Origin of the sequence: Agromyces chromiiresistens (genome assembly GCF_029167465.1) — a bacterium.
Lineage (GTDB): Bacteria > Actinomycetota > Actinomycetes > Actinomycetales > Microbacteriaceae > Agromyces > Agromyces chromiiresistens.
Map to the genome: position 1 here is coordinate 1,446,303 of NZ_JARFNL010000004.1, position 22,565 is coordinate 1,468,867.

Annotated in this window: 27 protein-coding genes and 1 pseudogene; 15 read left to right on the forward strand and 13 right to left on the reverse strand. The window is 71.2% G+C overall.

Annotated elements, in window-relative coordinates:
- Positions 1 to 4: 4 nt before the first annotated feature.
- The 3 genes from PX701_RS13855 to PX701_RS13865 are packed head-to-tail and all read right to left on the reverse strand — an operon-like array spanning position 5 to position 2,597.
- On the reverse strand, positions 5 to 781 hold the full coding sequence (locus PX701_RS13855) for an amino acid ABC transporter ATP-binding protein (RefSeq protein WP_275506627.1): 777 nt from the start codon (positions 779 to 781) through the stop codon (positions 5 to 7).
- On the reverse strand, positions 778 to 1,680 hold the full coding sequence (locus PX701_RS13860; protein ID WP_376931135.1) for an amino acid ABC transporter permease: 903 nt from the start codon (positions 1,678 to 1,680) through the stop codon (positions 778 to 780). Before PX701_RS13860 ends, PX701_RS13855 begins: the two co-directional genes overlap by 4 nt.
- A 53-nt stretch (positions 1,681 to 1,733) precedes the next feature.
- Positions 1,734 to 2,597, reverse strand: coding sequence for an ABC transporter substrate-binding protein (locus PX701_RS13865; protein WP_275506628.1), 864 nt, complete (start codon positions 2,595 to 2,597; stop codon positions 1,734 to 1,736).
- A gap of 97 nt (positions 2,598 to 2,694) precedes the next feature.
- Between PX701_RS13865 and PX701_RS13870 the strand changes: the two genes are divergently transcribed.
- The 5 genes from PX701_RS13870 (at position 2,695) to PX701_RS13890 (ending at position 5,634) form a co-directional block, all read left to right on the forward strand.
- The gene (locus PX701_RS13870) at positions 2,695 to 3,951 is read left to right on the forward strand and encodes a glycosyltransferase 87 family protein (protein WP_275506629.1); all 1,257 of its coding nucleotides are present in this window, start codon (positions 2,695 to 2,697) and stop codon (positions 3,949 to 3,951) included.
- Positions 3,952 to 3,985: 34 nt separating this feature from the next.
- A complete protein-coding gene (locus PX701_RS13875) occupies positions 3,986 to 4,162 on the forward strand; it encodes a thiamine-binding protein (RefSeq protein WP_420831077.1) in 177 nt (58 codons plus the stop codon).
- Positions 4,163 to 4,164: 2 nt separating this feature from the next.
- Positions 4,165 to 4,479 (forward strand): thiamine-binding protein, encoded by a 315-nt coding sequence (locus tag PX701_RS13880; RefSeq protein WP_275506630.1) that lies wholly within the window; start codon positions 4,165 to 4,167, stop codon positions 4,477 to 4,479.
- 89 nt (positions 4,480 to 4,568) lie between these two features.
- Positions 4,569 to 5,381: a restriction endonuclease gene (locus PX701_RS13885; protein ID WP_275506631.1), complete on the forward strand. Its 813-nt coding sequence runs from the start codon at positions 4,569 to 4,571 to the stop codon at positions 5,379 to 5,381.
- A gap of 130 nt (positions 5,382 to 5,511) precedes the next feature.
- Positions 5,512 to 5,634 (forward strand): hypothetical protein, encoded by a 123-nt coding sequence (locus PX701_RS13890; protein ID WP_275506632.1) that lies wholly within the window; start codon positions 5,512 to 5,514, stop codon positions 5,632 to 5,634.
- Between the two features lie 125 nt (positions 5,635 to 5,759).
- Here the strand turns inward: PX701_RS13890 and PX701_RS13895 are convergent, their stop codons facing one another.
- Positions 5,760 to 6,023 carry a helix-turn-helix domain-containing protein gene (locus PX701_RS13895; protein ID WP_275506633.1) on the reverse strand — a complete coding sequence of 88 codons (264 nt, stop codon included), beginning with the start codon at positions 6,021 to 6,023 and terminating at the stop codon, positions 5,760 to 5,762.
- Between the two features lie 153 nt (positions 6,024 to 6,176).
- Between PX701_RS13895 and PX701_RS13900 the strand changes: the two genes are divergently transcribed.
- A complete protein-coding gene (locus PX701_RS13900; protein ID WP_275506634.1) occupies positions 6,177 to 6,740 on the forward strand; it encodes a hypothetical protein in 564 nt (187 codons plus the stop codon).
- 9 nt (positions 6,741 to 6,749) lie between these two features.
- Here PX701_RS13900 and PX701_RS13905 read toward each other — a convergent pair whose 3' ends face one another.
- The gene (locus PX701_RS13905; RefSeq protein ID WP_275506635.1) at positions 6,750 to 7,097 is read right to left on the reverse strand and encodes a hypothetical protein; all 348 of its coding nucleotides are present in this window, start codon (positions 7,095 to 7,097) and stop codon (positions 6,750 to 6,752) included.
- 281 nt (positions 7,098 to 7,378) lie between these two features.
- Positions 7,379 to 7,687, reverse strand: a complete 309-nt coding sequence (locus tag PX701_RS13910; protein ID WP_275506636.1) for a hypothetical protein — start codon at positions 7,685 to 7,687, stop codon at positions 7,379 to 7,381.
- A gap of 539 nt (positions 7,688 to 8,226) precedes the next feature.
- On the opposite strand from PX701_RS13910, the gene PX701_RS13915 reads away from it, so the two are divergent.
- On the forward strand, positions 8,227 to 8,811 hold the full coding sequence (locus PX701_RS13915; RefSeq protein ID WP_275506637.1) for an HIRAN domain-containing protein: 585 nt from the start codon (positions 8,227 to 8,229) through the stop codon (positions 8,809 to 8,811).
- Between the two features lie 6 nt (positions 8,812 to 8,817).
- Here the strand turns inward: PX701_RS13915 and PX701_RS18575 are convergent.
- A pseudogene (locus PX701_RS18575) lies at positions 8,818 to 9,234 on the reverse strand (phage terminase small subunit); the annotation flags it as partial.
- 96 nt (positions 9,235 to 9,330) lie between these two features.
- On the opposite strand from PX701_RS18575, the gene PX701_RS13925 reads away from it, so the two are divergent.
- Both PX701_RS13925 and PX701_RS13930 read left to right on the forward strand, forming a co-directional pair.
- Positions 9,331 to 9,516, forward strand: coding sequence for a thiamine-binding protein (locus PX701_RS13925; protein ID WP_275506639.1), 186 nt, complete (start codon positions 9,331 to 9,333; stop codon positions 9,514 to 9,516).
- Positions 9,517 to 9,632: 116 nt separating this feature from the next.
- Positions 9,633 to 10,907, forward strand: coding sequence for an MFS transporter (locus PX701_RS13930; protein WP_231431521.1), 1,275 nt, complete (start codon positions 9,633 to 9,635; stop codon positions 10,905 to 10,907).
- Between the two features lie 45 nt (positions 10,908 to 10,952).
- Here PX701_RS13930 and PX701_RS13935 read toward each other — a convergent pair whose 3' ends face one another.
- The 6 genes from PX701_RS13935 to PX701_RS13960 form a co-directional block, all read right to left on the reverse strand.
- Entirely contained in the window at positions 10,953 to 11,603 is a 651-nt protein-coding gene (locus tag PX701_RS13935) for a response regulator transcription factor (protein ID WP_231431520.1), read from the reverse strand.
- The gene (locus tag PX701_RS13940) at positions 11,604 to 12,896 is read right to left on the reverse strand and encodes a hypothetical protein (RefSeq protein WP_231431519.1); all 1,293 of its coding nucleotides are present in this window, start codon (positions 12,894 to 12,896) and stop codon (positions 11,604 to 11,606) included.
- On the reverse strand, positions 12,893 to 14,047 hold the full coding sequence (locus PX701_RS13945; RefSeq protein WP_231431518.1) for a sensor histidine kinase: 1,155 nt from the start codon (positions 14,045 to 14,047) through the stop codon (positions 12,893 to 12,895). Before PX701_RS13945 ends, PX701_RS13940 begins: the two co-directional genes overlap by 4 nt.
- 153 nt (positions 14,048 to 14,200) lie before the next feature.
- A complete protein-coding gene (metX, locus tag PX701_RS13950) occupies positions 14,201 to 15,406 on the reverse strand; it encodes a homoserine O-acetyltransferase MetX (RefSeq protein WP_231431517.1) in 1,206 nt (401 codons plus the stop codon).
- Between the two features lie 140 nt (positions 15,407 to 15,546).
- Positions 15,547 to 16,926: a bifunctional o-acetylhomoserine/o-acetylserine sulfhydrylase gene (locus tag PX701_RS13955; protein WP_275506801.1), complete on the reverse strand. Its 1,380-nt coding sequence runs from the start codon at positions 16,924 to 16,926 to the stop codon at positions 15,547 to 15,549.
- Positions 16,927 to 17,032: 106 nt separating this feature from the next.
- On the reverse strand, positions 17,033 to 18,133 hold the full coding sequence (locus tag PX701_RS13960; protein ID WP_231431515.1) for an acyltransferase family protein: 1,101 nt from the start codon (positions 18,131 to 18,133) through the stop codon (positions 17,033 to 17,035).
- Between the two features lie 59 nt (positions 18,134 to 18,192).
- On the opposite strand from PX701_RS13960, the gene PX701_RS13965 reads away from it, so the two are divergent.
- From PX701_RS13965 to PX701_RS13990, 6 genes are read left to right on the forward strand one after another with little or no spacing between them, the layout of a single operon-like run.
- Complete coding sequence (locus PX701_RS13965; protein ID WP_275506640.1) at positions 18,193 to 18,981, forward strand: SDR family NAD(P)-dependent oxidoreductase; 789 nt, start codon at positions 18,193 to 18,195, stop codon at positions 18,979 to 18,981.
- Entirely contained in the window at positions 18,978 to 19,760 is a 783-nt protein-coding gene (locus tag PX701_RS13970) for a potassium channel family protein (RefSeq protein WP_231431513.1), read from the forward strand. Before PX701_RS13965 ends, PX701_RS13970 begins: the two co-directional genes overlap by 4 nt.
- Positions 19,761 to 19,794: 34 nt before the next feature.
- On the forward strand, positions 19,795 to 20,325 hold the full coding sequence (locus PX701_RS13975) for a phosphoribosyltransferase (protein WP_275506641.1): 531 nt from the start codon (positions 19,795 to 19,797) through the stop codon (positions 20,323 to 20,325).
- Positions 20,322 to 21,041, forward strand: a complete 720-nt coding sequence (locus PX701_RS13980; protein WP_231431511.1) for a Type 1 glutamine amidotransferase-like domain-containing protein — start codon at positions 20,322 to 20,324, stop codon at positions 21,039 to 21,041. Before PX701_RS13975 ends, PX701_RS13980 begins: the two co-directional genes overlap by 4 nt.
- A complete protein-coding gene (locus PX701_RS13985) occupies positions 21,041 to 21,832 on the forward strand; it encodes a Type 1 glutamine amidotransferase-like domain-containing protein (RefSeq protein WP_275506642.1) in 792 nt (263 codons plus the stop codon). The genes PX701_RS13980 and PX701_RS13985 overlap by 1 nt, the downstream gene beginning before the upstream one ends.
- Positions 21,832 to 22,527: a uracil-DNA glycosylase gene (locus PX701_RS13990; protein ID WP_275506643.1), complete on the forward strand. Its 696-nt coding sequence runs from the start codon at positions 21,832 to 21,834 to the stop codon at positions 22,525 to 22,527. The genes PX701_RS13985 and PX701_RS13990 overlap by 1 nt, the downstream gene beginning before the upstream one ends.
- Positions 22,528 to 22,565 lie beyond the last annotated feature (38 nt).

Consider the following 22,565-nt stretch of genomic DNA (forward strand, 5'->3'; position numbering starts at 1 on the left):
CCGGTCAGCTGGTGAGGTAGCGCGCGAGGAACTCGCGCGTACGGGCCTCGCGCGGCGCTCCGAAGAACTCGGCGGGCGGCGCGGCCTCGATGATGCGACCGCCGTCGAGGAACACGACGCGATCGGCCACCTCGCGGGCGAAGGCCATCTCGTGCGTCGCCATCACGATCGTCGTGCCGCCATCGGCGAGCGAGCGCACGAGCGCGAGGACCTCGCCGACGAGCTCGGGGTCGAGCGCGCTCGTGATCTCGTCGAGGAGCAGCAGCTCGGGTTCGGTCGCGATCGCGCGCACGATCGCGGCGCGCTGCTGCTGGCCGCCCGAGAGCCGGTCGGGGAACGCGCGGGCGTGCTCGGCGAGGCCGATGGAGGCGAGCAGCTCGAGCGCGCGCCGTTCGGCGTCGCGGCGAGGCATCCGGTGCACCAGTCGCGAGGCGAGCGCGACGTTGTCGAGCACGCTGAGGTGCGGGAACAGGTTGTAGTGCTGGAACACGACGCCGATGCGGGCCCGCACGGCGTCGGCGTCGACCCGCGGATCGCTCACGTCGTCGCCGCGGAGCCGGATCACGCCGTCGTCGATGGGTTCGAGGAGGTTGACCGTGCGGAGCAGCGTCGACTTGCCCGAGCCGCTCGCGCCCACGAGGGCGACGACCTCGTGCGCGGCGACGTCGAGGTCGATGCCGTCGAGCACCACCTTCTCGCCGAAGGCGCGGCGGACGCCGCGGAGGCTCAGCACGGTGCCGGTCGCGTCGGTGGCGACGATCGTGGGGTCGCCGCCGCTCATACGATGCTGCCGATCTGCTCGCGGGAGCGCATGCGGGCGGTCACCCAGTCGGTGAGCCGGATCATCGGCCACGCGAGCAGCACGAAGAGCAGGCCGGCCACGACGTACGGCGTGTAGTTGAAGTAGTGCGCCTGCTCGATCTGCGCCGCGCGCACGGCATCGACGGCGCCGAGCACGGAGATGAGCCCCACGTCCTTCTGCATGGCGACGAAGTCGTTCATGAGCGCCGGGGTCACCTTGCGCAGGGCCTGGGGCAGCACGACCCGGCGCATGGTCTGGCCGTGGCTGAGCCCGAGGGCGCGGGCGGCGAGGCGCTGCGAGGGGTGCACGGCCTCGATGCCCGCCCGGAACACCTCCGAGACGTACGCCGAGTAGGTGAGGATCAGCGCGATCGTGCCCCAGACCGCGACCGGCACGCGCGGGAAGAAGTCGAGCCCCGGCACGCCGAAGCCCACGAGGTAGAGCACGATGATGAGCGGCACCCCGCGGAACAGGTCGGTGTATCCGGCTGCGAGCGCCCGGAGCGGGAAGAACACCGGCCCGCGGAGGGTGCGCAGGCTCGCGAGCAGCAGTGCGAAGACGATGACGCCGATCGATGCCGCGACGAGCACCTGGATGTTGAGCCACAGCCCCTGGAGGATGCGCGGCAGCGAGGCGAGGGCGACCTCGGGGTCGAAGAAGGCGTGCTGCACGGCGGCCCAGCCGGGCGAGCCGATGAGCGCCCAGGCGATCAGCACCGCGAACACGACGGTCGAGAGCGCGCTGATGAGCACCGAACGACGCGTCTGGCGGCGCCGGTACCCGCGTCGCTCGAGCTCGAGCGCGCTCGGCTGCCATGCCGCGGCGGTACCGGAGGGCGCGCCGGTGGCGCCGTCGCCGGAGGAGGGGGTGGTGATCACGACAGCAACGCTATCGGCCCGTGCGCGCCGGGCGGCGCGTCACGCTGCCGTGCTCACTCGAGGACCGGTGCCGTGTCGTCGCCGCCGAGCCACTCGGCCGCGAGGTCGTCGAGCGTGCCGTCGGCGCGGAGCGCGTCGACCGCGGCCGTCACGTCGGCGGTGAGCGGGGAGTCCTTCGCGAGCACGATGCCGAACTCGTCGCCGCCCTCGGAGGTCTCGGGCAGCTGTCCGATGATCTCACCGCCGTCGAGCTCGGCCCCCGTGAGGTAGAACGCGGTGGGAAGGTCGACCACGATCGCGTCGACGGTGCCGCTCTGCAGCGCCAGCTTCGCGTCGTCGTTGGTGTTGAACACCATCGCGCCGGCGGCCGGCTGGATGACCTGCTCGATCGCGTCGAAGCTCGTGGTGCCGGTCTGCGCGCCGATGAGCAGCGGCTTGAGGTCGGCGATCGACGACGCGCCCGACGCGGGCGAGCCCTCGACCGTGATGACGACCTGGGTCGTCTCGTAGTACGGCGACGAGAAGTCGACGCTCTCGGCCCGCTCGTCGGTGATCGAGAACTGCTGCAGGTTGAGATCGAAGTCCTTCGGGCCGGGCGCGATGGCCTGGTCGAAGGTCGTGCGCACCCAGACGACGTCGTCGCGGGCATAGCCGAGCTCGTCGGCGACGGCGTAGGCGACCGCAGCTTCGAAGCCCTTGCCGCTCTCGGGGGCGTCGTCGAGCACCCAGGGGAAGTAGGCCGGTTCGCCGGTGCCGACCGTCAGCTTGCCGGGGGTGACGTGCCCGTCGTCGGCGGTGCCGTCGTCGCCGGCGCCCGTCGACGCGCAGGCGACGAGGGCGAACGCAGCAGCGCCGGCGCCGACCAGGGCTGCGATCGTGCGTGCGAACGGGCGCCGGGACGAGGTGCGTCGGGTCATGGGGGCCTCCGGGGTGGTCGTGGCATCCAGCATCGCGGATGTCGCCGACACTACGCCTGCGCGTGGCGGAATGTGACGCTCGGCTAGGATCTTCCGCGTGACGGGGGACGAACGCGGGGCGACGGGCGTCGCGTTCCGGCGATGGCTCGGCGGGCGCGGGGCCCTGTGGGTGGGCTTCATCGTCGCGCACGGCCTCGTCGTGTGGCTGAACCTCGAGGCGCCGGGCCTGCCGATGGGCGACGTCACCGGCGTCTACCGGATCTGGGCGGAGAACGCGGCGCACGGCTGGCTGCGCATGGGCATCGACGCCCCGTGGGTCTACCCGATCCTCGCCTTCGCGCCGATGTCCGCGGCGCTCGCATTCGGCGAGGCGTACGTCGCGCAGACCTGGCTCGCGATCGTCGTGCTGCTCGACGCGATCGCGTTCTCGATCCTGATCGGGCGCGCTGCGCTCTCGCGCCGGCGCCGGCTCGCGGCATGGTGGTGGCTCGCGTTCATCGCGCTGCTCGGCCCCATCGCGCTCGGGCGCATCGACGCGGTGACGGTTCCGTTCGCGATCACCGGCCTGCTGTGGGCCGCCGGCCGGCCGCGCGTCGCGGCGACCCTGCTCACGATCGGCGCCTGGGTGAAGGTCTGGCCGGCCGCGCTCGTCGCCGCGCTCGTCATCGCCGTGCGCCGGCGGCTCGAGGTCGTCACGGTCGCCGTCGTGCTCAGCATCGGCATCCTCGGGGTGAGCCTGCTCGCCGGTTCCGGCATGAACGCCGTCGGCTTCATCGCCGAGCAGGCCGGCCGCGGACTCCAGATCGAGGCACCCGCCGCGGTGTTCTGGCTGTGGCGGATCGTCGCCGGTGCCAAGGACGTCACGATCGTCTACGACCGTGACATCCTGACGTTCCAGATCGCCGGCCCGGGGGCCGGGACCGCGGCCGCGCTCACGACCCCGCTGATGATCGTCGGGGTGCTCGTTGTCGTCGCGTTCGGCATCCGCGCGGCGCGTCGCGGCGCGTACCTCGGGCTCCTGCTCGCGCCGCTCTCGCTCGCGTTCGTGGTCGTGCTCATGCTCGCGAACAAGGTCGGCTCGCCGCAGTTCGTGACGTGGCTCGCCGCGCCCGTCGTGCTCGGCCTCGTGCTGCGCCCGTCGCGCTTCGTCGTGCCGGCCGTGCTCGCGGCCGCGATCGCGCTGTTCACCCAGATCATCTACCCGTACTGGTACGGCTGGCTCCTCATCGCGAACCCCGCGTTCGTCTTCCTGCTCACCGCGAAGGTCGTGCTGCTCGTGGCCGTGCTCGTCTGGGCGCTGCGAGCCGTGTGGCAGGCTGGTTCCCGGCGGGACGGGGCGCCGACGATCGCGTGAGCGCCGGGCCGTGCCGCCGGAGGGATGGTCGAACATGCTGGTCGCATTCTCCGTCGCGCCGAGCGGCACGGGCCGTGCAGACGGGTCGGTGCACGACGCCGTCGCGGCGGCCGTGAAGATCGTGCGCGAGTCGGGGCTCCCGAACCGCACGACGTCGATGTTCACGGAGATCGAGGGTGCGATGGTACACAAAAGGAACAAGGGAGCCTAGGCATGCTGGTTGCGTTCTCTGTTGCGCCGAGCGGGACGGGCCGCGCGGATGGCTCGGTGCACGACGCTGTTGCCGCCGCGGTGCGCATCGTTCGAGAGTCGGGGCTCCCGAACCACACGGACGCGATGTTTACAACCATCGAGGGCGAGTGGACAGAGGTGTTCGACGTCGTGCGCCGCGCCACCGAGGCGGTTGGCGAGTACGGCTCGCGGGTCTCGCTCGTGCTCAAGGCCGACATCCGACCGGGCTACTCCGGGGAAATCGAGGGCAAGGTCGAACGACTCGAGGCAGCGCTCGAGCGCGGCGACGAGTCGTAGCGACCGCCCGCTAGGCGGGTTGGCCCCGTCGCGGGCCGTGCCTCCCTCCCGCTGCGGTGACCGGGTCGTACTCTCTAGGCAGGGCCCGCGTGGCGGCCAGCGAGAGGGGATCGATCCGATTGTCGGTGCCATGGCGGGCGTACCAAGAGGAGGCGGCGGAGTTCTTCCGGTCGCTTGGTCTGCGGGCCGAAACCGACGTCACCGTACAGGGCGTCCGCACGAAGCACGACGTTGACGTCGTCGTGACGTACGAGCGCGCCGGGATGACGCATGTGTGGTTAGTCGAGTGCAAGCACTTGTCGCGACCGGTGACCAAGGATCGCGTCTTGGCGCTCAGGGCAATCGTCGACGACACGGGCGCCGATCGCGGCATCATGCTCGCGGAGCGCGGATACCAGTCCGGGGCACGTGAGGCCGCGCAGAGCGCCAACGTGCACGTCACGTCGATAGAGGACCTCCGCGCTGCGGCGTGGGACGAACTCTACGTGGTCGAGTTGGACCGGCTCGCGTCCCGAGTCGAGGAGGTCTCCGAGGCGCTCCGGTTACAACTTCGGACCACGCGCACGCGGACCGCGTCAGGCGGTCGCTCCGTGACTTCGCGCGACGAACTCGCGCCCGCTCTACGACCGACGTCCACCTTCGAACTCGTAGGGCGACTCTCGTTGCCCGAGCGGGGCATCGCCGACGCTCGGCGGGATCGGTTCCCCGTTTCCGTGAAGTTCACGGAGGACGGCAAGCGAGTTGTTCGTGCGGCGACCCGAGCCGAGTTCTTGTCAGGCGCGGGGAGTGAAGTTGGTGACATCGAAGGAGTTGTCCTAGGGGGACTCCGGCGCCTCCTCGCTCGGCGCCTACACGCGCTCATCGTGCAGCGGACGTCGGAGGACGTGACTAGCGGCGGGTGACTGCGTCCTGTCGTGCACGAGGCGACTCATGCATGTCGACTCGCGGCTGTCAACACAGGTTGACGTCGAGGTCACGCGGGCCCTAGGGTCGCCCTCGGGCGCCAAGGCGGCGCCGGAAACGGAGAGCCAAGTGGCCGAGTTCATCAAGTTGTGCGAGGACGTCGAGCGCATGCTCGGAGCGCACGTCAGCGACACGGAGTTCCACGACATCGTGGCGTACGTCGCACGGGACCGCGGCATCCCGATGCCGTAGGGCGAGGCCCGGACGGATGGTAGCCGCCCGGGTCCCGCTGGGGCCATCGTAGGCGCCCGTAGGGCCGCCGTAGAAACGCCGAAAGCCCCCGCTCCTCATGTAGGGGCGGGGGCTTGTTCTAACAGTCAGTCGGCCTCGCGTTGGGCCATGATGACGCGGGCTCGGGCGATGAGGTCCTCGGCTCGGACGCCGATGGCTTCACCGATGTCCATGAGTTTCGCTACGGGGATGGGACTCTGTCCGTTGAGGTAGCGGATGAGCGTACGTGTCGTGGTGTTGGAGCGCTTGCCGATGTAGCTCTGGGTGAACTGGCGCTCTGCTACAACCCCTCGGATGGCGGCAGACAGCGCGAAGTCGAACGGCACCACTTTCGACGGACGGTTCTCCATCACGGCAGGATACCGGGGCGGTACGAACGGAAGTCCGCACCGCGCTGGCGGACGCGGCGACTGGGATACGCCGAAAGCCCCGACCCGTCGAGGTGACGAGGCCAGGGGCCGGGTTGCGACAGACCCGGGAGGGTGCCGCGCTAGGGTGGCGCCATGTCTGACGCCGAGGGGGAGTTCTGGGGGCTCAGCGATGACCTCGTCGTCGAGGTTGGGCGCCTGACGATCATGGGCACCACGCTCGAAGAGATGGTCTACAAGATCGCGGGCGACGTCGGACTGGGGTGGCTCCCAGCCGGGGACGGCGGACAACGTCGCTCGCGGGACCTCCCAGCCACAGACATCGCCGGACGCGTTCGCAAGCGCATGCTGGTGCCGGACCCGCTCCTCGTCGAACTCGATAGGTCCAAGGTGGCCGCTTGGTGCTTGGACGTCGTCACCGCGCTCCAACAGCGCCACGAGGTCGTCCACTCGATGCACTACCTCCGACCGAGCAAGGATGATCCCGAGCGGTGGGAGCATGTCCGCCGACCGAACCGAGGCCCGCGCAAGCGCCCGAGGCGCGAGGTCGACGTCACCGTGGCGGACACTCGGGAAGTGCGCGAGCTGCTCGAGCGGCGAGTCAGCGAGGCGTTCAAGTTGTGGATCGCCATGAGCGACGACCCGACGCCCGAGGCACTCGACATGTGGGCAAGGCCGGGAGCCGATGCGGAGCGCTAGGGCGTCGCGTCAGTAACAGCCTGCCGTGCGCATGGCCTCATCGATGTAGGCCATGAGGTCCGCGTTGTTGTGGCCGGTGCGGTTCATCGTCGCCTCGCTGTTCGCGTCCGCCGTGTCGAACTCCGCTTGGAGGGCGGCACAGTCCGCGGCCTCGGTCGCGGCGTCGATGCCCTCGCGCACCTCAGGCGCGTAGTCCTCCCATGGCACCTCGGTCCGGTCCGACTCGGTCGGCGTCACCTCGGCGGGGACATCTGAGGGCGCCGGGGCGGACGGCTCTGCGCGGGACGGAGCGCAGCCTGCGAGGGTGAGGGTGAGGAGAGCAACGGCGAAGATGGGCACGAGAGCGGTACGGCGCATGCTCCGGATGCTATCGGCGCCGCGACGCGTCAGGCGGGCGGCAACGCGGAACAACGAAAGCCCCCGACTCGGTCGACGTGACCGGGCCGGGGGCGTTGTGGTGTTCAGGTTCTGGGCGACCTAACCCGACGCACTCCGAGCGCTCGCGTCCTCTCGGATGCGGAGTGCGACCCACAGCCCGCATCGTCGACAGATGTAGGCAGGTTCCGAGCCGAGCGCGTGGAGCCTGTTGCGTGGATAGGTTCGACCACAGCAGGAACAAGCGAGGAACGCGACGTCACTCACAGGAGCGCCCCCAGTGCATCGGAAATCTGTTCCTGTGTCGGAACCCCAGCCATGCCTTGTGGACTGAAGTAGACCCGGCAGGCGAGATCGCTCGTGTGTCCCTCAGACGGGAAGATGTCGGCGCCATCCAGTGTCAAGGTAGGCGAGCCAGCGAACGCAGTCTGGGCGGCCAAGTGAGTGCTGTCGATGAGCAGATAGGTGACGCGGATGTCGGAGCGCCCGTGCTCAAGTAAGGCTGCCTCCGCTCGAGCACCGGCCGCTTGCCAGTTCGGGCAATCGTCAATGTGAAGCACCTCGAGTTTCATGTATCTATTCTCCTCCCTGAATCGACGGCCAAGGGCGCAGGGGTTGCACTGCGTGTACCGAGACCCGGCGCACGTCGTAGGCCCTCGCCGTGCTCGCGCATGACGCGCGACGGGGAGCGGATGCCGAGCGCATCGCGCACTCCGTCGGTGAGCCCGCGGATGATGTCGACTCCGACGCCGACGAGACCAGCGAGCCAGCCCGAGAGCGTCGAGAGTACGGCATCTCAGACGTCGGCGAGCCAGCCGCCGACCGCGCCCGCGCCGGTCGTGAGTGCGTCGCCGAGGAGAGCCAGGGCGGAACCGGATGAGCGTACCGACGGGGTCGACGGCGGCGCCGACGATGGACGCGATGCCGTCCCGCGCGGTCGCGATGAGGGCGCCGATGGCCGCCACGCGCCATCCCAGTCGCCGCGGATGGGGCGCCGACACGACGGTGATGACGCCGTGGACGATGCCGAGCGCAACGCGGCACGAAAGAGCCCTCGTGGCGCGCGGGCCAGAGGGGCGGTTGTCGAGGTGGGCGCCGCTACGGTTGGCGCATGCCTGAGGGACGAGAGTCGGTCTATCTGTCGAGCAACCGATGGGACGAGTTGCTCGCGCCGAGCATCACGCCGCCGAACTTGCGGTTAGTGCCGTACCGGGGGGAGTTGTGGTTGTCGGAGACCACGACGGGGAAACTCATCTCGGTCGGAAATCGCCACCTTGCCCGACTCGGTCTATGGACGTTCCGTGTGCGTGGCGTCCCGTATCGACCCGAGGTCGCCAAGGCGGCGGACTTGACACTCGGGACAGTCGTGCGGCTCGAGCGTGAGCCTGACAACGAGCACGACCGCAACGCCATCGCGGTCATGAGCGGGGTCGGCAAGGTCGGCTACGTGAACAAGCAGATGGCGGCGCGGCTCGCCAAGCTTCTCGACACAGGTGACCGGTTCAAGGCCATCGTGGTAGCCGGAGCGCCCGCAGGCGAGGAGTCGTCGCGAGTGCAGGTCATCGCCGCCGACCCGGCGCTCATCGCACATCTACGGGGCGTCCGTCGCCCGACGAACACTCCACGGGAGGTCCCACAGGGGCGTGCGGCCCGGTTCTTCGCGTGGGTCATCGGCGACGCGAAACGTGGAGCCTAGTCCCGGCTAGACGTCGAGCCTGCGGGCGATGCGTTGCGCGGCGGGCTCAAGGGACTTGACCGGGGCAAGCGGGGCGTCGGCGACGATGTTCATGCGAAGTCGGATACGGTCGGCGAGCGTGGCACCGAGGCGCTCCTCGTTGAGGCGGAGTTCCGCCATCGCCGACGCCGACGGGCGTTGCGGGTTGCGGGCGATGACGTCGCGCAGCGGCGCCACCATGACGAGGCGCTCCCAGTCGGTGGCAAGGAACGCTTGCGCCTGAGGCGAGCGTCGCCACGCGTCGAACCACCGCAGCGTGTCGGGGTGCCAGTCATCGCGCCCTGAGACCTCGACGAGGTCCGGGCCGCGTACGACGCCGTCGGGTGTAGCCGTGGAGCGCGCACCGCTGCTCGATGATTTCGCGCTGGCGTGCGATGGACGTGGACTCCTCCCGCGATGCGCGGCTCAGTCTGGCGTATCCGATGATCTGCATGTGCGTCCTTTCTCGATGACGAGAGGGGAGTGCGCCAGCATCGAGCGATGTGCCCACTAGAAACTCTCGTAGGGGAGTGGGACGAGGTCTTCGACGTCGTCCGTCGTGCCACCGAGGCCGTCGGGGCGTACGGGTCGCGGGTGTCGCTCGTGCTGAAGGCCGACATCCGGCCGGGGTTCACGGGTGAGATCGACGGCAAGCTCGAGCGGCTCGAGGCCCAGCTCGACGGCTGAGTCCCACCTCACCGCGCCGGATCGGGCGCAGGTGGTCGCCCGCAGCGCGCGTGCTGGTCGGGGCAGTCGGTGCGGCCGGGTTGTCGAATCGATTCGATCCGTGCGAGAATCGGTCGGTGACCCCAGATCTCTCCGGGCCGACGACGTTGTCGCCGGCCCGCGTTCGTTTCGCGCTCCTCGCGCTCGCCCTCGGCGGCTTCGGCATCGGATCGACCGAGTTCGTGGCGATGGGCCTGCTGCCCGACCTCGCGCTCGACCTCCTGCCCGGCATCCACGCCGAATCGGCCGACGCGGCGAACGCGACGGCCGGCTGGATCATCTCGGCGTACGCGCTCGGGGTCGTCGTCGGCGCGCCGACCATCGCGGCCGTGGCCGCGCGCTGGCCGCGCAAGCGACTGCTGCTGGCCCTCGTCGCCGCGTTCACGATCGGCACCGTGGCGTCGGCGGTGCTGCCGTCGTTCGGGCTCGTGCTCGTCGCCCGATTCCTCTCGGCCCTCCCGCACGGCGCGTACTTCGGAATCGCCTCGCTCGTCGCCGCGAGCCTGATGGGTCCCGGCAAGCGCGGTCGCGGCGTCGCGCTCGTGCTGTCGGGCCTCACGATCGCGAACGTGATCGGCGTCCCCGCGATCACGTGGCTCGGGCAGGCCACGAGCTGGCGGGTGGCCTACCTCGCCGTCGCCGCGATCTTCGCGCTCACGTTCGTCGCGGTCGCCGTCGCGGTGCCGTGGCAGCCCGGCGACCCGGCGGCGAGCGTGCGCCGCGAGCTCGGCGCGTTCACCCGGCCGCAGGTGTGGTTCGCGATCGCCATCGGCGCGATCGGGTTCGGCGGCTTCTTCGCCATGTACAGCTACATCGCTCCGCTCGCGACCGAGGTCACCGGACTCGCGACGGCGGCCGTGCCGCTCGTGCTCGTCGCCACCGGCCTCGGAATGACGGTCGGCAACCTCGTCGGCGGCCGGCTCGCCGATTGGAGCGTGCGTCGCACGATGTACCTGTCGTTCGCGGCGCTCGCGGCCTCGCTCGCGCTGCTGGCCCTCACCGCGCAGTTCGCGGCGGGGCTCTTCGTCGGCGCGTTCCTCATCGGGGCGACCTCGTCGGCGCTCGCGCCGACCATCCAGACCAGGCTGATGGATGTCGCGCGCGACAGCCAGTCGATCGCAGCTGCGTTGAACCACTCGGCGCTGAACATCGGCAACAGCCTCGGCGCCCTGCTCGGCGGCACCGTGATCGCCGCCGGCTTCGGCTACGTCGCACCGATCTGGGTCGGCCTCGTGCTCACGATCGCCGGCATCGGGCTCGCGCTCTGCAGCTTCGCGATGGACCGGGCCCTGCGCGGCCGCGGTGTTCACGTGCCCTACGCGACCGGAGCCACCCCGGCCGTCGACGTCTGAACGGGTGAGCGGCACCGGGCAGGTCACCGATGAAGGATGCCGCCGTCAGTCGGACTGCAGCAGGATGCCGTCGGCGATCGCGCGCTTGCGCAGCGCGACCTTCGTGCCGACGTCGTACCCGGCGGCACGGTACTTCTCACGGATGCGCTTGAGATAGCTCTTCGCCGTCTCCTCCGAGATGCCGAGCTGGAAGGCGACGGCCTTGACCGGCTGGCCGGCGCCGTAGAGCGCCATCACGCGACGCTCCTGCGCCGAGAGCTTCGGCACCGTGCCGTCGTCGAGCAGCGCGGCCTCGAGCTCGGGCGTCAGGTACGACTCGCCGAGCATCGCCGACCGGATCGCCTCGATGATCGATTCGACGGGCTCCGACTTGACGAGGTAGCCCATCGCACCGGCGCTGAGCGCCTCGCGAACGACGGCGGGTTCGGAGTAGTTGCTCATGAGCATCGTCTGCACTTCGGCGGACTTCAGCATCGAGAGCTTGAGCGAGATCGGGATGTTGTCGCGCAGGTCGAGGTCGAGCAGCACCACGTCGACCGGGAAGTCGGGGTGGGCGAGCAGCTCGGACCACGAGGGCACGGCCGCGACGAGCTCGATCTCGGCCGAGGCGCCGCGCAGCCACTCGGTGAGCGCACCGAGCAGCATTCGATGGTCGTCGACGATCGCGAGTCGGATCGGTGGAGCGGTGTCGGGCATTCAGCTTCCCCTCGGACGGGCCGCGGTGGCGGCCGACGCACTCGCCGGGACGGTCGGGTCCGCCCGGCACTCGATGTCGATGCGGAAGGCAGCGGGGCCGCCGACGACATCGTGTGTTCCGACATTACCGATAGCGTCCCACGTCGCGGCGTCCAGACGTCGGTGTGCGACGCCGTCGATCTCGATGCCGATGAGCACGACCGGTGCCGTTCGAGCCGCTTCCGACGTCGCGTGCTCTTCGTCGTCGACCTCGGAGTCGGACGTCGTGACGACCACCGAGATCGGCGTCGTCTGGCCCTTCCTGCGCTCGCCGCCCAGCAGCCAGAGCGCGAGCAGCAGGTTGTCGCGCTGCGTCTTGCCGAGGTAACCGGCGGCGCCCTCGGGATCGTCGACGACGACGTGCTCGCTCAGATACGCGGACTCGGTCACGGCGTGTCGCAGCCAGGTGTCGGTGCGACCCTCGATGAGACGGGCTCGAAGCGCGGCGGCGAGCTGACCGGCCCGCTCCGCGGCCTCGGCGGGCAGCGGGATCGCGATGCGCCCCGATCCCACGTCGTCGAGCAGGGTCTCGGCATCGAAATCGAGCTGCGCGAGCTCCTCCGAGGCGCGCATGCCGACGGGGGAGGGCGGCGTCGCGACGGTGCTCTGCACGAGCGAGAGATCGAGCTCGCGCACGACGAGCCGGCGGAACCCTCGGATCGTGACGACGGCGAGCACGAGCGGCAGCACTGCCGCCGCGGCCACCGCGAGGCCGGTGGCCGTGTACGGCCCGGCCGACGCGGCCTGCAGGAGGGCCGCAACGGCGAGCACCACGCCGGTGGTGATCGCGACGGCGAGCGGCACGCGCGTGCCGCGGATCGCCGCGACCGGCATGAGGACGGCCCCCGTCGCGGCCGCGGCCGTCGGCGTGACCCCGAGGTGGAGCAGCCCCCACGTCGCGGAGACGTCGAGCCAGATCGGTACGGCCAGTGCGACGAGCAGGAAGACGTAGAGCACGTCGGGCAGCGGCTGGTCGCGCGAGAAGATGCGCGAGACGACCCCGATGCCGATGATGACGGCGAGGGCGATCCAGGCCGGCCACGGCCCCGGCCCCGGTGGGAAGAGCGGCGCGAGGATGATCGCGCGCGCCAGGAACCACAGGATGACCACGCCGCCGGCGACCGCGATGCCGGTCGCGAGTCGACGCCCGCCGTGGCGGTCGCGCACGTCGCCGACGGCGCGGACCGCCCGCGCCGTGCGCGACGGCCGCCGGAACCCGTTGGCGCCGGTCTGCTCGATCGTCCCCGTGGTCACGGCTTCGGCACCTCGAGCATGACGGTCGTCCCCGAGCCTGGCGACGAGAAGATGCGGGCGCGCCCGCCGACGGTGTGAAGTCGGCCGACGACCGACTCGGCGTAGCCGAGCCGGGCCGGGTCGACGGACTCCGGCGCGAATCCGTGGCCGGCGTCGGTCACCATGGCCCGAACCGTGCGGTCGTCGTCGCTGACGGTCACGTCGGCCTCGTTGACCCCGGAATGGCGGCGCACGTTCTCGAGGCACTCGCCGAGCGCGCCGAGCAGGGCATCGAGCGTCTCGCGCGGCAGCGCGAGCTGTCCGACGCCGTGCCAGTTGACATCGAGGCCCATCCGGGCGAAGCGCTGCCTGACCGACTCGAACGTCGTCGACAGCAGGTCCTCGTCGGAGTCGGGCGAGAAGATCGCGTTCGAGGTGTTGTCGAGGGAGGCGCCGAGGCGGAGCTGCTTCAGCAGCCGTGCGTCGTCGCCCGCCTGCTGCCGGAGCGCGGCGGCACCGACGCCGACGCCGGAGTGGGCGAGGAGGCTCAGCGTCGCGAGCACCGTGTCGTGCAGCACGCGGGCGTCCTGCCGCTGCCGGGCCTCGGTCTCGCTGGCGATGCGTTCGGCCTCGTGGGCCCGGCCGATCTCGTCGATGCGAGCCGCGGCGCCGGCGATGCCGTGGTCGAGGGCGAGGCCGATCGCCGAGCCGACCGACCAGCCGGCGATCGTCGCGACGATGATGGTCGGCTTCGTGTGCCCGCTGACCACGATGACGCCGGCGACGACCACCGAGAGCGCGCCGAGCGACACGACGAGCGGCACGCCGCCCGGACGCACGATGAGCGTGATCGCCACCGACGGCGCGGCGGCCGCGCCGGTGAGCGACATCGCGGCGAACGCGACCGGGTCGACCTCCGCCGACCCGAGCACGGCCACGGTCGCGAGCGAGCTCGCGACCACTCCGAGCGCCGCGGGGACGCTGCCGTGCGCGGTGTGCACGACGACGAGGACGGCGGTGACGAGGCCGAGCAGGACCACCACTCCGAGCTCGAGCGGCCCGGCCGAGCTCGGGATGAGCATGCACGCGAGCGCCCCGATCGCGCCGGAGAGTCCGGCGATCCTCGCGATTCGGCGGAGGAGCCGATCGCGCTCCTTGTGGATGCGCTTCATGTCACCCCCTCGGCACGACGAGCGCGCCCGCGCAGGCACCCGTCATCTCGAACACTAGTCCAGTAGTGGCTCGAAATGGGCTGCTCCGCGGCGAATCCGCGACGGCCGGCACGGCCCGCACCGGACGGGCGCGCCGGTCGGCGGCCCCTCCGCTCACGCGGCGAGCAGGCGGGCGAGCTCGGCGCCGACCGCGTCGCGCTCGATGAGGAACGCGTCGTGACCGAAGTCGCTCTCCACGACCACGGGCGTCGGACCGTGCACGCTCCGGGCGAGGCCGGCGGCGATCTCGACCTGCCCCGCGAGGGGGAAGTAGCGGTCGCTGTCGACGCCGAGCACGAGGCTCTTGGCCTGCACCCGGGCGAGGGCCGCGGCGACGCCGCCTCGCCCTCGGCCGATGTCGTGCGAGTTCATCGACTCGGTGAGCACGATGTAGCTGTTCGCGTCGAACCGACGGGTGAACTTGTTGCCGTGGAAGTCGAGGTACGACTCGACCGCGAAGCGGCCCTCGCCGCCGAGCGGGTCGAGACCGGACTGCCAGCTGCGCTCGAACCGGTCGTTGAGTTCGGCGGCCGTGCGGTAGTTGAGCATCGCCATGCGTCGCGCGAGCGCGAGCCCGCGCGTCGGGCCCTCCCCGTCGGGAGCGTCGTAGAAGGCGCCGGCGCGGAATGCGGGGTCGGTGCGGATCGCCTCGATCTGCACGGAATTGAGCGCGATCTGGTCGGCGGTGGTGGCCGCGGGAGCCGCCAGCACGGCGATGCGTTCGACGGCGTCGGGCGCCTCGATCGCCCACTCGAGCACGTGCATGGCGCCCATCGACCCGCCGATGACGGCGGCGAACCGCTCGATGCCGATCGAGCGTGCGAAGGCGATCTGCGCCCGCACCTGGTCTCGAATGGTGAGGAACGGGAAGCGAGCCCCCCACTCGCTGCGGTCGGGGGCGAGCGAGGCGGGCCCGGTCGAGCCCTGGCAGCCGCCCACGACGTTCGGCGCGACGACGAACCACCGGTCGGTGTCGACGGCGAGCCCCGGCCCGACGACGCCGTGCCACCACCCGGCGCTCGCATGCCCGGCGCCCGCCTCGCCGATGACGTGGCTGTCGCCGGTGAGCGCGTGCAGCACGAGCACGGCGTTGTCGCGCTCGGCCGACAGGGTGCCCCACTGCTCGTACGCGATGCGGACCCCCGGCAGGACCCCGCCCGACTCGAGCCCGAGGTCGCCGATGCCGACGAACCGACGATCGCCGACGGGGTCGCCCTCGCGCCAGGCGCCGGTCGCCGGCGCGCGCCCGAGCAGGGCGAGCGCGCCCGCCTCGGGCACGAATCCCGCCGGAACCACGTCGGCCGTCGTCTGCCAGTCCATGCCTTCGATTCTCCCGCGCCGGCCGAGCCGATCGTCCATTGTTACGACCCGGGCGCCGGCGGCACCGCACTGACGCGGTGCCGGAAGGGCGGATGCCTCGAGCCGGCGTGGGCTCGAGGCATCCGCCCCTCGGAACGACGTCAGACGCGAGCCGCGTCGGTCGCCGCGCGAGCGGCCGCGAGGCCCGCCTCGAGGTCGGCCTTGAGGTCGTCGATATTCTCGATGCCGAGCGAGAGGCGCACGAGGCCGGGCGTCACGCCCGTCGTGAGCTGCTGCTCGGGCGTGAGCTGCGAGTGGGTCGTCGACGCCGGGTGGATGACGAGCGAGCGCACGTCGCCGATGTTCGCGAGGTGGCTGAACAGCGACAGGCCGTCGACGAGCGCGCGGCCGGCGTCGACGCCGCCCTTGAGCTCGAACGAGAGCACCGCCCCGACGCCCTTCGGGGCGTACTTGTTCGCCGCCGCGTACCACGGGCTCGAGGGCAGGCCCGAGTAGTTGACGCTCGCGACCTCGGGGTGGTTGTCGAGCCACTCCGCGATCTCCTGCGCGTTCTGCACGTGGCGCTCGACGCGCAGCGACAGCGTCTCGATGCCCTGGATCAGCTGCCACGCGCTCGCCGGGGCGATCGCCGCGCCGAGGTCGCGGAGCAGCTGCACGCGCGCCTTGATGACGTAGGCGAGGCCGTCGCCGACCGCGGTCGTGTAGCTCGCGCCGTGGTACGAGGGGTCGGGCTCGGTGAGGCCCGGGAACTTCGCGACGTTCTTCGACCACTCGAACCTGCCGCCGTCGACGATCACGCCGCCGATCACGGTGCCGTGGCCGCCGAGGAACTTCGTCGCCGAGTGGATGACGATGTCGGCGCCGTGCTCGAGCGGGCGGATGAGGTACGGCGTCGCGATGGTGTTGTCGACGATGAGCGGGAGGCCGGCCTCGTGCGCGACGCCCGACACGAGCTCGATGTCGAGGATGTTGATCTTCGGGTTGCCGATCGTCTCGGCGAAGAAGAGCTTCGTGTTCGGCCGGACGGCGCGGCGCCACTCGTCGGGGTCGTCCTGGTTCTCGACGAACGTGGTCTCGATGCCGAGCTTCGCGAGCGTGTACTTGAAGAGGTTGTACGTGCCGCCGTAGATCGACGACGACGACACGATGTGGTCGCCGGCCTCGGCGATGTTCAGCACCGCGAACGTCGACGCCGACTGGCCCGATGCCAGCAGCAGCGCGCCCGTGCCGCCCTCGAGCGCCGCGATGCGCTCTTCGACGACGGCCTGGGTCGGGTTCTGGATGCGCGTGTAGATGTTGCCGAACTCGGCGAGCGCGAACAGGTTCTGCGCGTGCTCGGCGTTGTCGAACACGTACGACGTGGTCTGGTAGATCGGCGTCGCGCGGGCCTTCGTGACGGGGTCGGGCGCAGCGCCCGAGTGGACCTGCTTGGTCTCGAAGCGCCAGTCGGCGTTGCTGGTCATGGATGTCTCCTCGGAAGTCGTGCGCGGCCGGGTCGAGCTGGTCGTGCCAGTCGCGATGGCGTTGTCGAGTCACGTTAGGCGCGGCGGTGGAGTCGGGCAACGGAGCCCGCAACACGGCGTCACGGGCGAGGCAGGCGTGCGCCCGCTCCGTGCGGGCTCGGGGTCAGTGCCGCTCGGGGTCGGGCGGCAGCACGATCGTGCCGGTCGCGGTCGACGGCTCTGGGCGGAACAGCCACCGTGCGCGCGGTTCGACGAGCGGGCGGAAGACGCGCCGGACCGGTTTCAGGGAGAGCACGATCGCGATGCCGACGCAGAACGCGATCATCGCGGGCAGCACCCAGAACGGCTGGTCGCCCGCGAGGATGCCCGACTCGCGGAACGGGAAGAGCACGAACGGGTGCAGGAGGTAGATGTACATGGTCGCCCGGCCGAAGGGCGTGAACCAGTGGGCGCCCCGGGGCATGAGCACGAGGAACGCGACGGCGAGCACCATCGCGGACAGGAGCAGGACGAGGCGGATGGCGCCCGACCACGGCTCGTCGTAGCCGATCGCCTCGTAGGACTCGTCGTAGAGCATGAAGCGGCGGAGCTTCAGGTCGCGGAGCGTCTCGATCGTCATCGGCATGACGGCCAGCACGACGGCGAACAGCGCGATCGCGCCCGCTCGCCAGCGCCAGGTCACGGCCGGGCGGAGCTCCAGCCAGCGTCCGGTGACCTGCCACTGCCTGAGCTTCCAGCCGAACACGAAGAAGGGCAGCATGCCGAAGGTGCGTGTGAGCGCGAAGGTCGAGTCGATCGTCTCCGTGTAGCCGGCGCCGATCGAGATGACGATCGCGATCAGCAGGGGGTAGCGCAGCAGCACGAGGTACGGCAGCACGATGCGCCAGGCGGCGAGGGCGATGAGGAACCACAGGGTCCACGACGCGGTCGTGAAGTCGAGGTCGAAGTCCCCGCCGAGGAGCCAGCGGAGGACCGTCCAGATCGTCTCGAAGATGAAGTACGGGAAGACGATGTCGGTGAGGATCTGCCGCAGCGCCCTGGCGTTCGGCGGCCCCGACTTCGCGAAGTAGCCGCTCACGACGACGAAGACCGCGACATGGAACGAGTAGATGAACAGGTAGACGCTGTACGCGCTGTCGGACTCGGCGATGAGCGGCAGGATGCCGTGCCCGACGACGACGAGCGTGATCGCGATCCAGCGCGCGTTGTCCCACAGCGGCACCCGCTTGCGGGTCGGCCGGGGGTGGTCGATCCTCGTGTGCATCACTCCATTCAAGCGCACGGTTCCCGAAGACCGCGGCCGGTTGCGGGCAGAATGGGCGCATGGCGAAACTTCGTGCGGTCGTGACGGGTGCGAGTTCGGGCATCGGGGCGGCCACGGTACGGGCGCTCCGGGCGGCCGGATGGGACGTGGTGGGCGTGGCCCGCCGCGAGGAGCGCCTTCGGGTGCTCGAGGCCGAGACCGGGGCCTCCGTGTTCGTCGCCGACCTCACGCAGCAGTCCGACGTCGACGCGTTGCGCGACCACCTCGCCGCGACCGGCCCCGTCCACGCCCTCGTGAACAACGCGGGCGGGGCGAAGGGGCTCGACTCGGTCGAGGCTTCGGAGATCGACGACTGGGCGTGGATGTTCGAGGTCAACGTGCTCGCCCTCAAGCGCGTCACGAGCGCCCTGCTGCCGTTGCTGCGACAGGGCGCGATCTCGCGCGGCGTCGCCGACATCGTGAACGTCACGTCGATCGCCGGGCACACCGCCTACGTCGGCGGCGGCGGGTACAACGCGGCGAAGTTCGCCGCGCACGCGCTCACCGAGGTGCTGCGGCTCGAGCTCAACGGCGAGCCGCTGCGGGTGATCGAGGTCGCGCCGGGCCTCGTCAAGACCGACGAGTTCGCCCTCGTGCGCTTCGGGGGCGACCGCGCCCGGGCCGACGCCGTGTACGAGAACGTGCCGGATCCGCTCGTCGCCGAGGACATCGCCGGCGTGATCGTCGACGCCGTGCAGAAGCCCCGGCACGTCGACCTCGACCTCATCGTCGTGAAGCCGGTCGCGCAGGCCGCGCCGTACCGGCTGACGAAGGGCCCCCTCGCCGTCCGTGGAACGGATGCCTCATGACGACCGATGCCGCGTCAGCGGAGCGGCCGGCCCCGCGTCGGGATGCATGGGAACGGCGCACGACGATTCCGCTCGTGGTTCTCGGCGTCGTCTTCATCGTCGCCTACACGATCTACGTCCTCGCTCCGTGGATTCCGCGCGGGCCGGGTTCGCCGCTCTTCGTCGCGCTCGTGGTCGCCTGGCTCGTCTTCGTGACCGACGTGGTCGTGCGGATCTCGCTCACGCCCCGCGGCGGCCGCTGGGCGTTCATCCGCTCCCATCCGGTCGACGTCCTGTCGGCGATCGTGCCGCTGTTCCGCGCGTTCCGCGTGCTCGCCCTGTTGCGCAACGTGCCGTACCTGCAGCGACGCAGCGGTGCGGCGGTGCGCGCCAACATCATCATCTACGGCACGACCTATGCGATCGTCTTCGTCTACTTCATCGCGCTCGCGACCCTGCAGGCGGAACGGGGCGCACCGGGTGCGACGATCACGACGTTCGGCGATGCGATCTGGTGGGCGATCGTCACGGTCGCGACCGTCGGCTACGGCGACATGTACCCCATCACCACCGAGGGGCGGTTCTACGCCGTCTTCCTGATGGCCGGCGGCGTCGTGATCGTGGGCACCGCGTCGGCGACGATCATCTCGTACATCGGCGAGCGGGTCGGCCAGGCGCGGTCGGACCGCGAGGTCGAGGCGGCGGCGCGGCGGGCCGCCGCGCGCGATCGCCCGATCGGTCGGGACGAGTCGGGCGGGGGAGCGGCGCACGGATCGCCGGCCGACGGAGCGGATCGCTGACCCGCCCGCCGCGGCGGCCCGATACGATCTCCAGATGACGTTCGATGCGAATGACGCCGGCCTCGGAGTGCCCGAGATCCGCCGCGAGATCCTCGATTGGGACCGGTTCGGCGAGGCGGCTCGCTCGCTCGCCGGCGATGTGCTCGGCTCGGGCTTCAAGCCCGATGTCGTGATCGCGATCGCGCGCGGCGGGCTGCTGCTCGCGGGTGCGATCGCGTACGCGCTCGGCACGAAGCAGTGCGGCTCGATCAACGTCGAGTTCTACACCGACATCGAGCAGGTGCTGCCCGAGCCCATCGTGCACCCGCCGATGCTCGACGCGCCCGCGCTCGCGGGCCTCAAGGTGCTGCTCGTCGACGACGTCTCCGATTCGGGGCGCACGCTCGCGAAGGTGCTCGAACTGCTCACCGAGGTGGGCGCCGACGTGCGCACGGCGACGCTCTACACGAAGTCGCGCACCATCCTCGTGCCCGACTACAGCTACCGCGACACCGACGACTGGATCGTGTTCCCCTGGTCGGCGCTGCCGCCGGTCACCGCGCCGACCGTCGAGGGCACCGCGTGAGCGTCCACCTCGTGGGCGGCGGCTGGCCCGCCGACGGCGACACCGCGGTCTTCTCGCGCTTCATCGTCGAGGCCGCGCACCGGGCGGCGTCGGCCGGCCGCGCCGAGCCCCGCATCGCCGTGGTGGCGGTGCGCGACGGCGACGCCGAGGCGCATGCGGCGAAGCTCGTCGAGGTCGCTGCGGCGGTCGGCGCGTTCGTCCCGGTCGTGACGGCGGTCGCCCACGGCGGCGACGTGCCGCCGTCGGCCTTCGCCGACGTCGACGGCGTGATCGTCGGCGGCGGCAACACCCCCGCGTACCGCGACGCGCTCGAGCCGCGGTTCGGCGAACTGCGACGGCTCGTGGCCGCGGGCACCCCCTATCTCGGATTCTCGGCGGGCGCGATGATCGCCGCGGAACGGGCGCTGATCGGCGGCCGGGCCATCGGCGGGGTGACCGTGTCGCCCGAGTCGGGCGACCAGGGCCTCGACGAGGTCACCGTCGCGCCCGGCATCGGACTCGTGGACGTCGCGATCGACGTGCACGTCGCCCAGTGGGGTGCGCTCTCGCGTCTCGTCGCCGCGGTCGAGGCCGGCATCGCCGAAGGCGGCCTCGGCATCGACGAGGAGACGGTGCTCATCGTCGGCGAGGGCGGCCTCGAGGTGCAGGGCCGCGGCAGCGTCTGGCGGGTGCTGCCCGCCGAGCACGGCGTCGTCGTCTCGACGATCGGCGCGTGATGTCCGGGAAGCGCCTCGACGAACTCGCCGGAGCCGGGCCGATCGGCGCCGAGGCCGCCGGGCCGGGCAGCAGTGCGAACGTCCACCTGGTCGGCGGCGGTGCGCTCACCGGCGCCGATGCTCCGTTGTACGCGCCGTTCGTCGCCGAGGCCGCCGCACGCGGCCGAGCGATGGGTCGCACCCGCCCGCGCATCGCGGTGATCTCCGTGCATCCCGACGGCCCGGGCCGGGCCGCAGTGCTCGTCGACGTCATCTCCGCGGCAGGCGAGTTCGATCCGCACGTGACCGCCGTGCACGGCGGCGAGGAGATCGGGCTCGCCGCGCTCGCCGACGTCGACGGCATCGCCGTCGGCGGCGGCATCGTCGAAGAGGTGCGCGCGGGACTCGAGCCGCTGTTCGACGAACTGCGACGGCAGGTCGCCGACGGCGTGCCGTACCTCGGCGTCTCGGCCGGAGCGATGATCGCCGCCGAGGGCTCGCTCGACGGCGGCTCGCGCATCGACGGCATCATCGTCTCGCCCGAGGACCCCGACGAGCCGGGCTCGGAGCTCGGGATCGGGGCGGGCATCGGGCTCGTCGACATCGCCGTCGAGGTGCACGTGGCCCAGCGCGGCATGCTCTCCCGCATCGTGGCCGCGGTGGAGTCGGGCCTCATCGACGGCGCGCTCGGCATCGACGAGCGCACGGTGCTCATCCTGGGCGAGGACGGACTCAGGGTCGAGGGTTCCGGCAGCGTCTGGCGGGTGCTTCCCGCCGAACACGGTGTCGTCGTCGCGACGGTCGGCGCGTGATGCCGGCGAAGAGCCTCGGCGAGCTCGCCGAAGCCGGCCTCATCGACCCGGGCTGGGCAGGCGCCCTCGCGCCGGTCGCCCCTCGCATCGCGGCGATGGGCGACTTCCTGCGTGCCGAGACGGCGGCCGGTCGCGGCTACCTGCCGTCCGGAGACCGCGTGCTGCGCGCATTCGGGGCGCCCCTCGCCGACGTGCGCGTGCTCATCGTCGGACAGGACCCGTACCCGACCCCAGGGCATCCCGTCGGGCTCTCGTTCGCGGTCGACCCGCACGTGCGACCGGTGCCGCGGAGCCTCCAGAACATCTACCGCGAACTGCACGACGACCTCGGCGTCGCACCGCCGGCGCACGGCGACCTCACGCACTGGAGCCGGAACGGCGTGATGCTCCTGAACCGCGTGCTCACGGTACGGCCGGGCGAGGCCGCCTCGCACCGCGGCAAGGGCTGGGAAGAGGTGACCGACCACGCGATCAGGTCGCTCGTCGGCCGGGGCACCCCCCTCGTCGCCATCCTCTGGGGGCGCGATGCGCAGGGCCTGAAGCCGCTGCTCGGCGACACCCCGGTGATCGAGTCGGCGCATCCGAGTCCGTTGTCGGCGTCGCGCGGCTTCTTCGGATCGCGGCCGTTCAGCCGGGCGAACTCGCTGCTCGAGGCGCAGGGCGCCGACCCGGTCGACTGGCGCCTGCCGGCATGAGCGCCGCCATGGCTGCGGCGGCTCACGCCGAGGCATCC

What these genes read in the sequence shown, in the direction of transcription:
- PX701_RS13900 (WP_275506634.1), top strand. Translation starts at nt 6,177, where the DNA reads ATGTCTGACGCCGAGGGGGAGTTCTGGGGGCTCAGCGATGACCTCGTC.
- PX701_RS13975 (WP_275506641.1), top strand. Translation starts at nt 19,795, where the DNA reads ATGACGTTCGATGCGAATGACGCCGGCCTCGGAGTGCCCGAGATCCGC.
- PX701_RS13970 (WP_231431513.1), top strand. Translation starts at nt 18,978, where the DNA reads ATGACGACCGATGCCGCGTCAGCGGAGCGGCCGGCCCCGCGTCGGGAT.
- PX701_RS13865 (WP_275506628.1), bottom strand. Translation starts at nt 2,597, where the DNA reads ATGACCCGACGCACCTCGTCCCGGCGCCCGTTCGCACGCACGATCGCA.
- PX701_RS13880 (WP_275506630.1), top strand. Translation starts at nt 4,165, where the DNA reads ATGCTGGTTGCGTTCTCTGTTGCGCCGAGCGGGACGGGCCGCGCGGAT.
- PX701_RS13965 (WP_275506640.1), top strand. Translation starts at nt 18,193, where the DNA reads ATGGCGAAACTTCGTGCGGTCGTGACGGGTGCGAGTTCGGGCATCGGG.
- PX701_RS13915 (WP_275506637.1), top strand. Translation starts at nt 8,227, where the DNA reads ATGCCTGAGGGACGAGAGTCGGTCTATCTGTCGAGCAACCGATGGGAC.
- PX701_RS13855 (WP_275506627.1), bottom strand. Translation starts at nt 781, where the DNA reads ATGAGCGGCGGCGACCCCACGATCGTCGCCACCGACGCGACCGGCACC.
- PX701_RS13925 (WP_275506639.1), top strand. Translation starts at nt 9,331, where the DNA reads ATGTGCCCACTAGAAACTCTCGTAGGGGAGTGGGACGAGGTCTTCGAC.
- PX701_RS13905 (WP_275506635.1), bottom strand. Translation starts at nt 7,097, where the DNA reads ATGCGCCGTACCGCTCTCGTGCCCATCTTCGCCGTTGCTCTCCTCACC.
- PX701_RS13895 (WP_275506633.1), bottom strand. Translation starts at nt 6,023, where the DNA reads ATGGAGAACCGTCCGTCGAAAGTGGTGCCGTTCGACTTCGCGCTGTCT.
- PX701_RS13945 (WP_231431518.1), bottom strand. Translation starts at nt 14,047, where the DNA reads ATGAAGCGCATCCACAAGGAGCGCGATCGGCTCCTCCGCCGAATCGCG.
- PX701_RS13935 (WP_231431520.1), bottom strand. Translation starts at nt 11,603, where the DNA reads ATGCCCGACACCGCTCCACCGATCCGACTCGCGATCGTCGACGACCAT.
- PX701_RS13910 (WP_275506636.1), bottom strand. Translation starts at nt 7,687, where the DNA reads ATGAAACTCGAGGTGCTTCACATTGACGATTGCCCGAACTGGCAAGCG.
- PX701_RS13990 (WP_275506643.1), top strand. Translation starts at nt 21,832, where the DNA reads ATGCCGGCGAAGAGCCTCGGCGAGCTCGCCGAAGCCGGCCTCATCGAC.
- metX (WP_231431517.1), bottom strand. Translation starts at nt 15,406, where the DNA reads ATGGACTGGCAGACGACGGCCGACGTGGTTCCGGCGGGATTCGTGCCC.
- PX701_RS13875 (WP_420831077.1), top strand. Translation starts at nt 3,986, where the DNA reads ATGCTGGTCGCATTCTCCGTCGCGCCGAGCGGCACGGGCCGTGCAGAC.
- PX701_RS13985 (WP_275506642.1), top strand. Translation starts at nt 21,041, where the DNA reads ATGTCCGGGAAGCGCCTCGACGAACTCGCCGGAGCCGGGCCGATCGGC.
- PX701_RS13960 (WP_231431515.1), bottom strand. Translation starts at nt 18,133, where the DNA reads ATGCACACGAGGATCGACCACCCCCGGCCGACCCGCAAGCGGGTGCCG.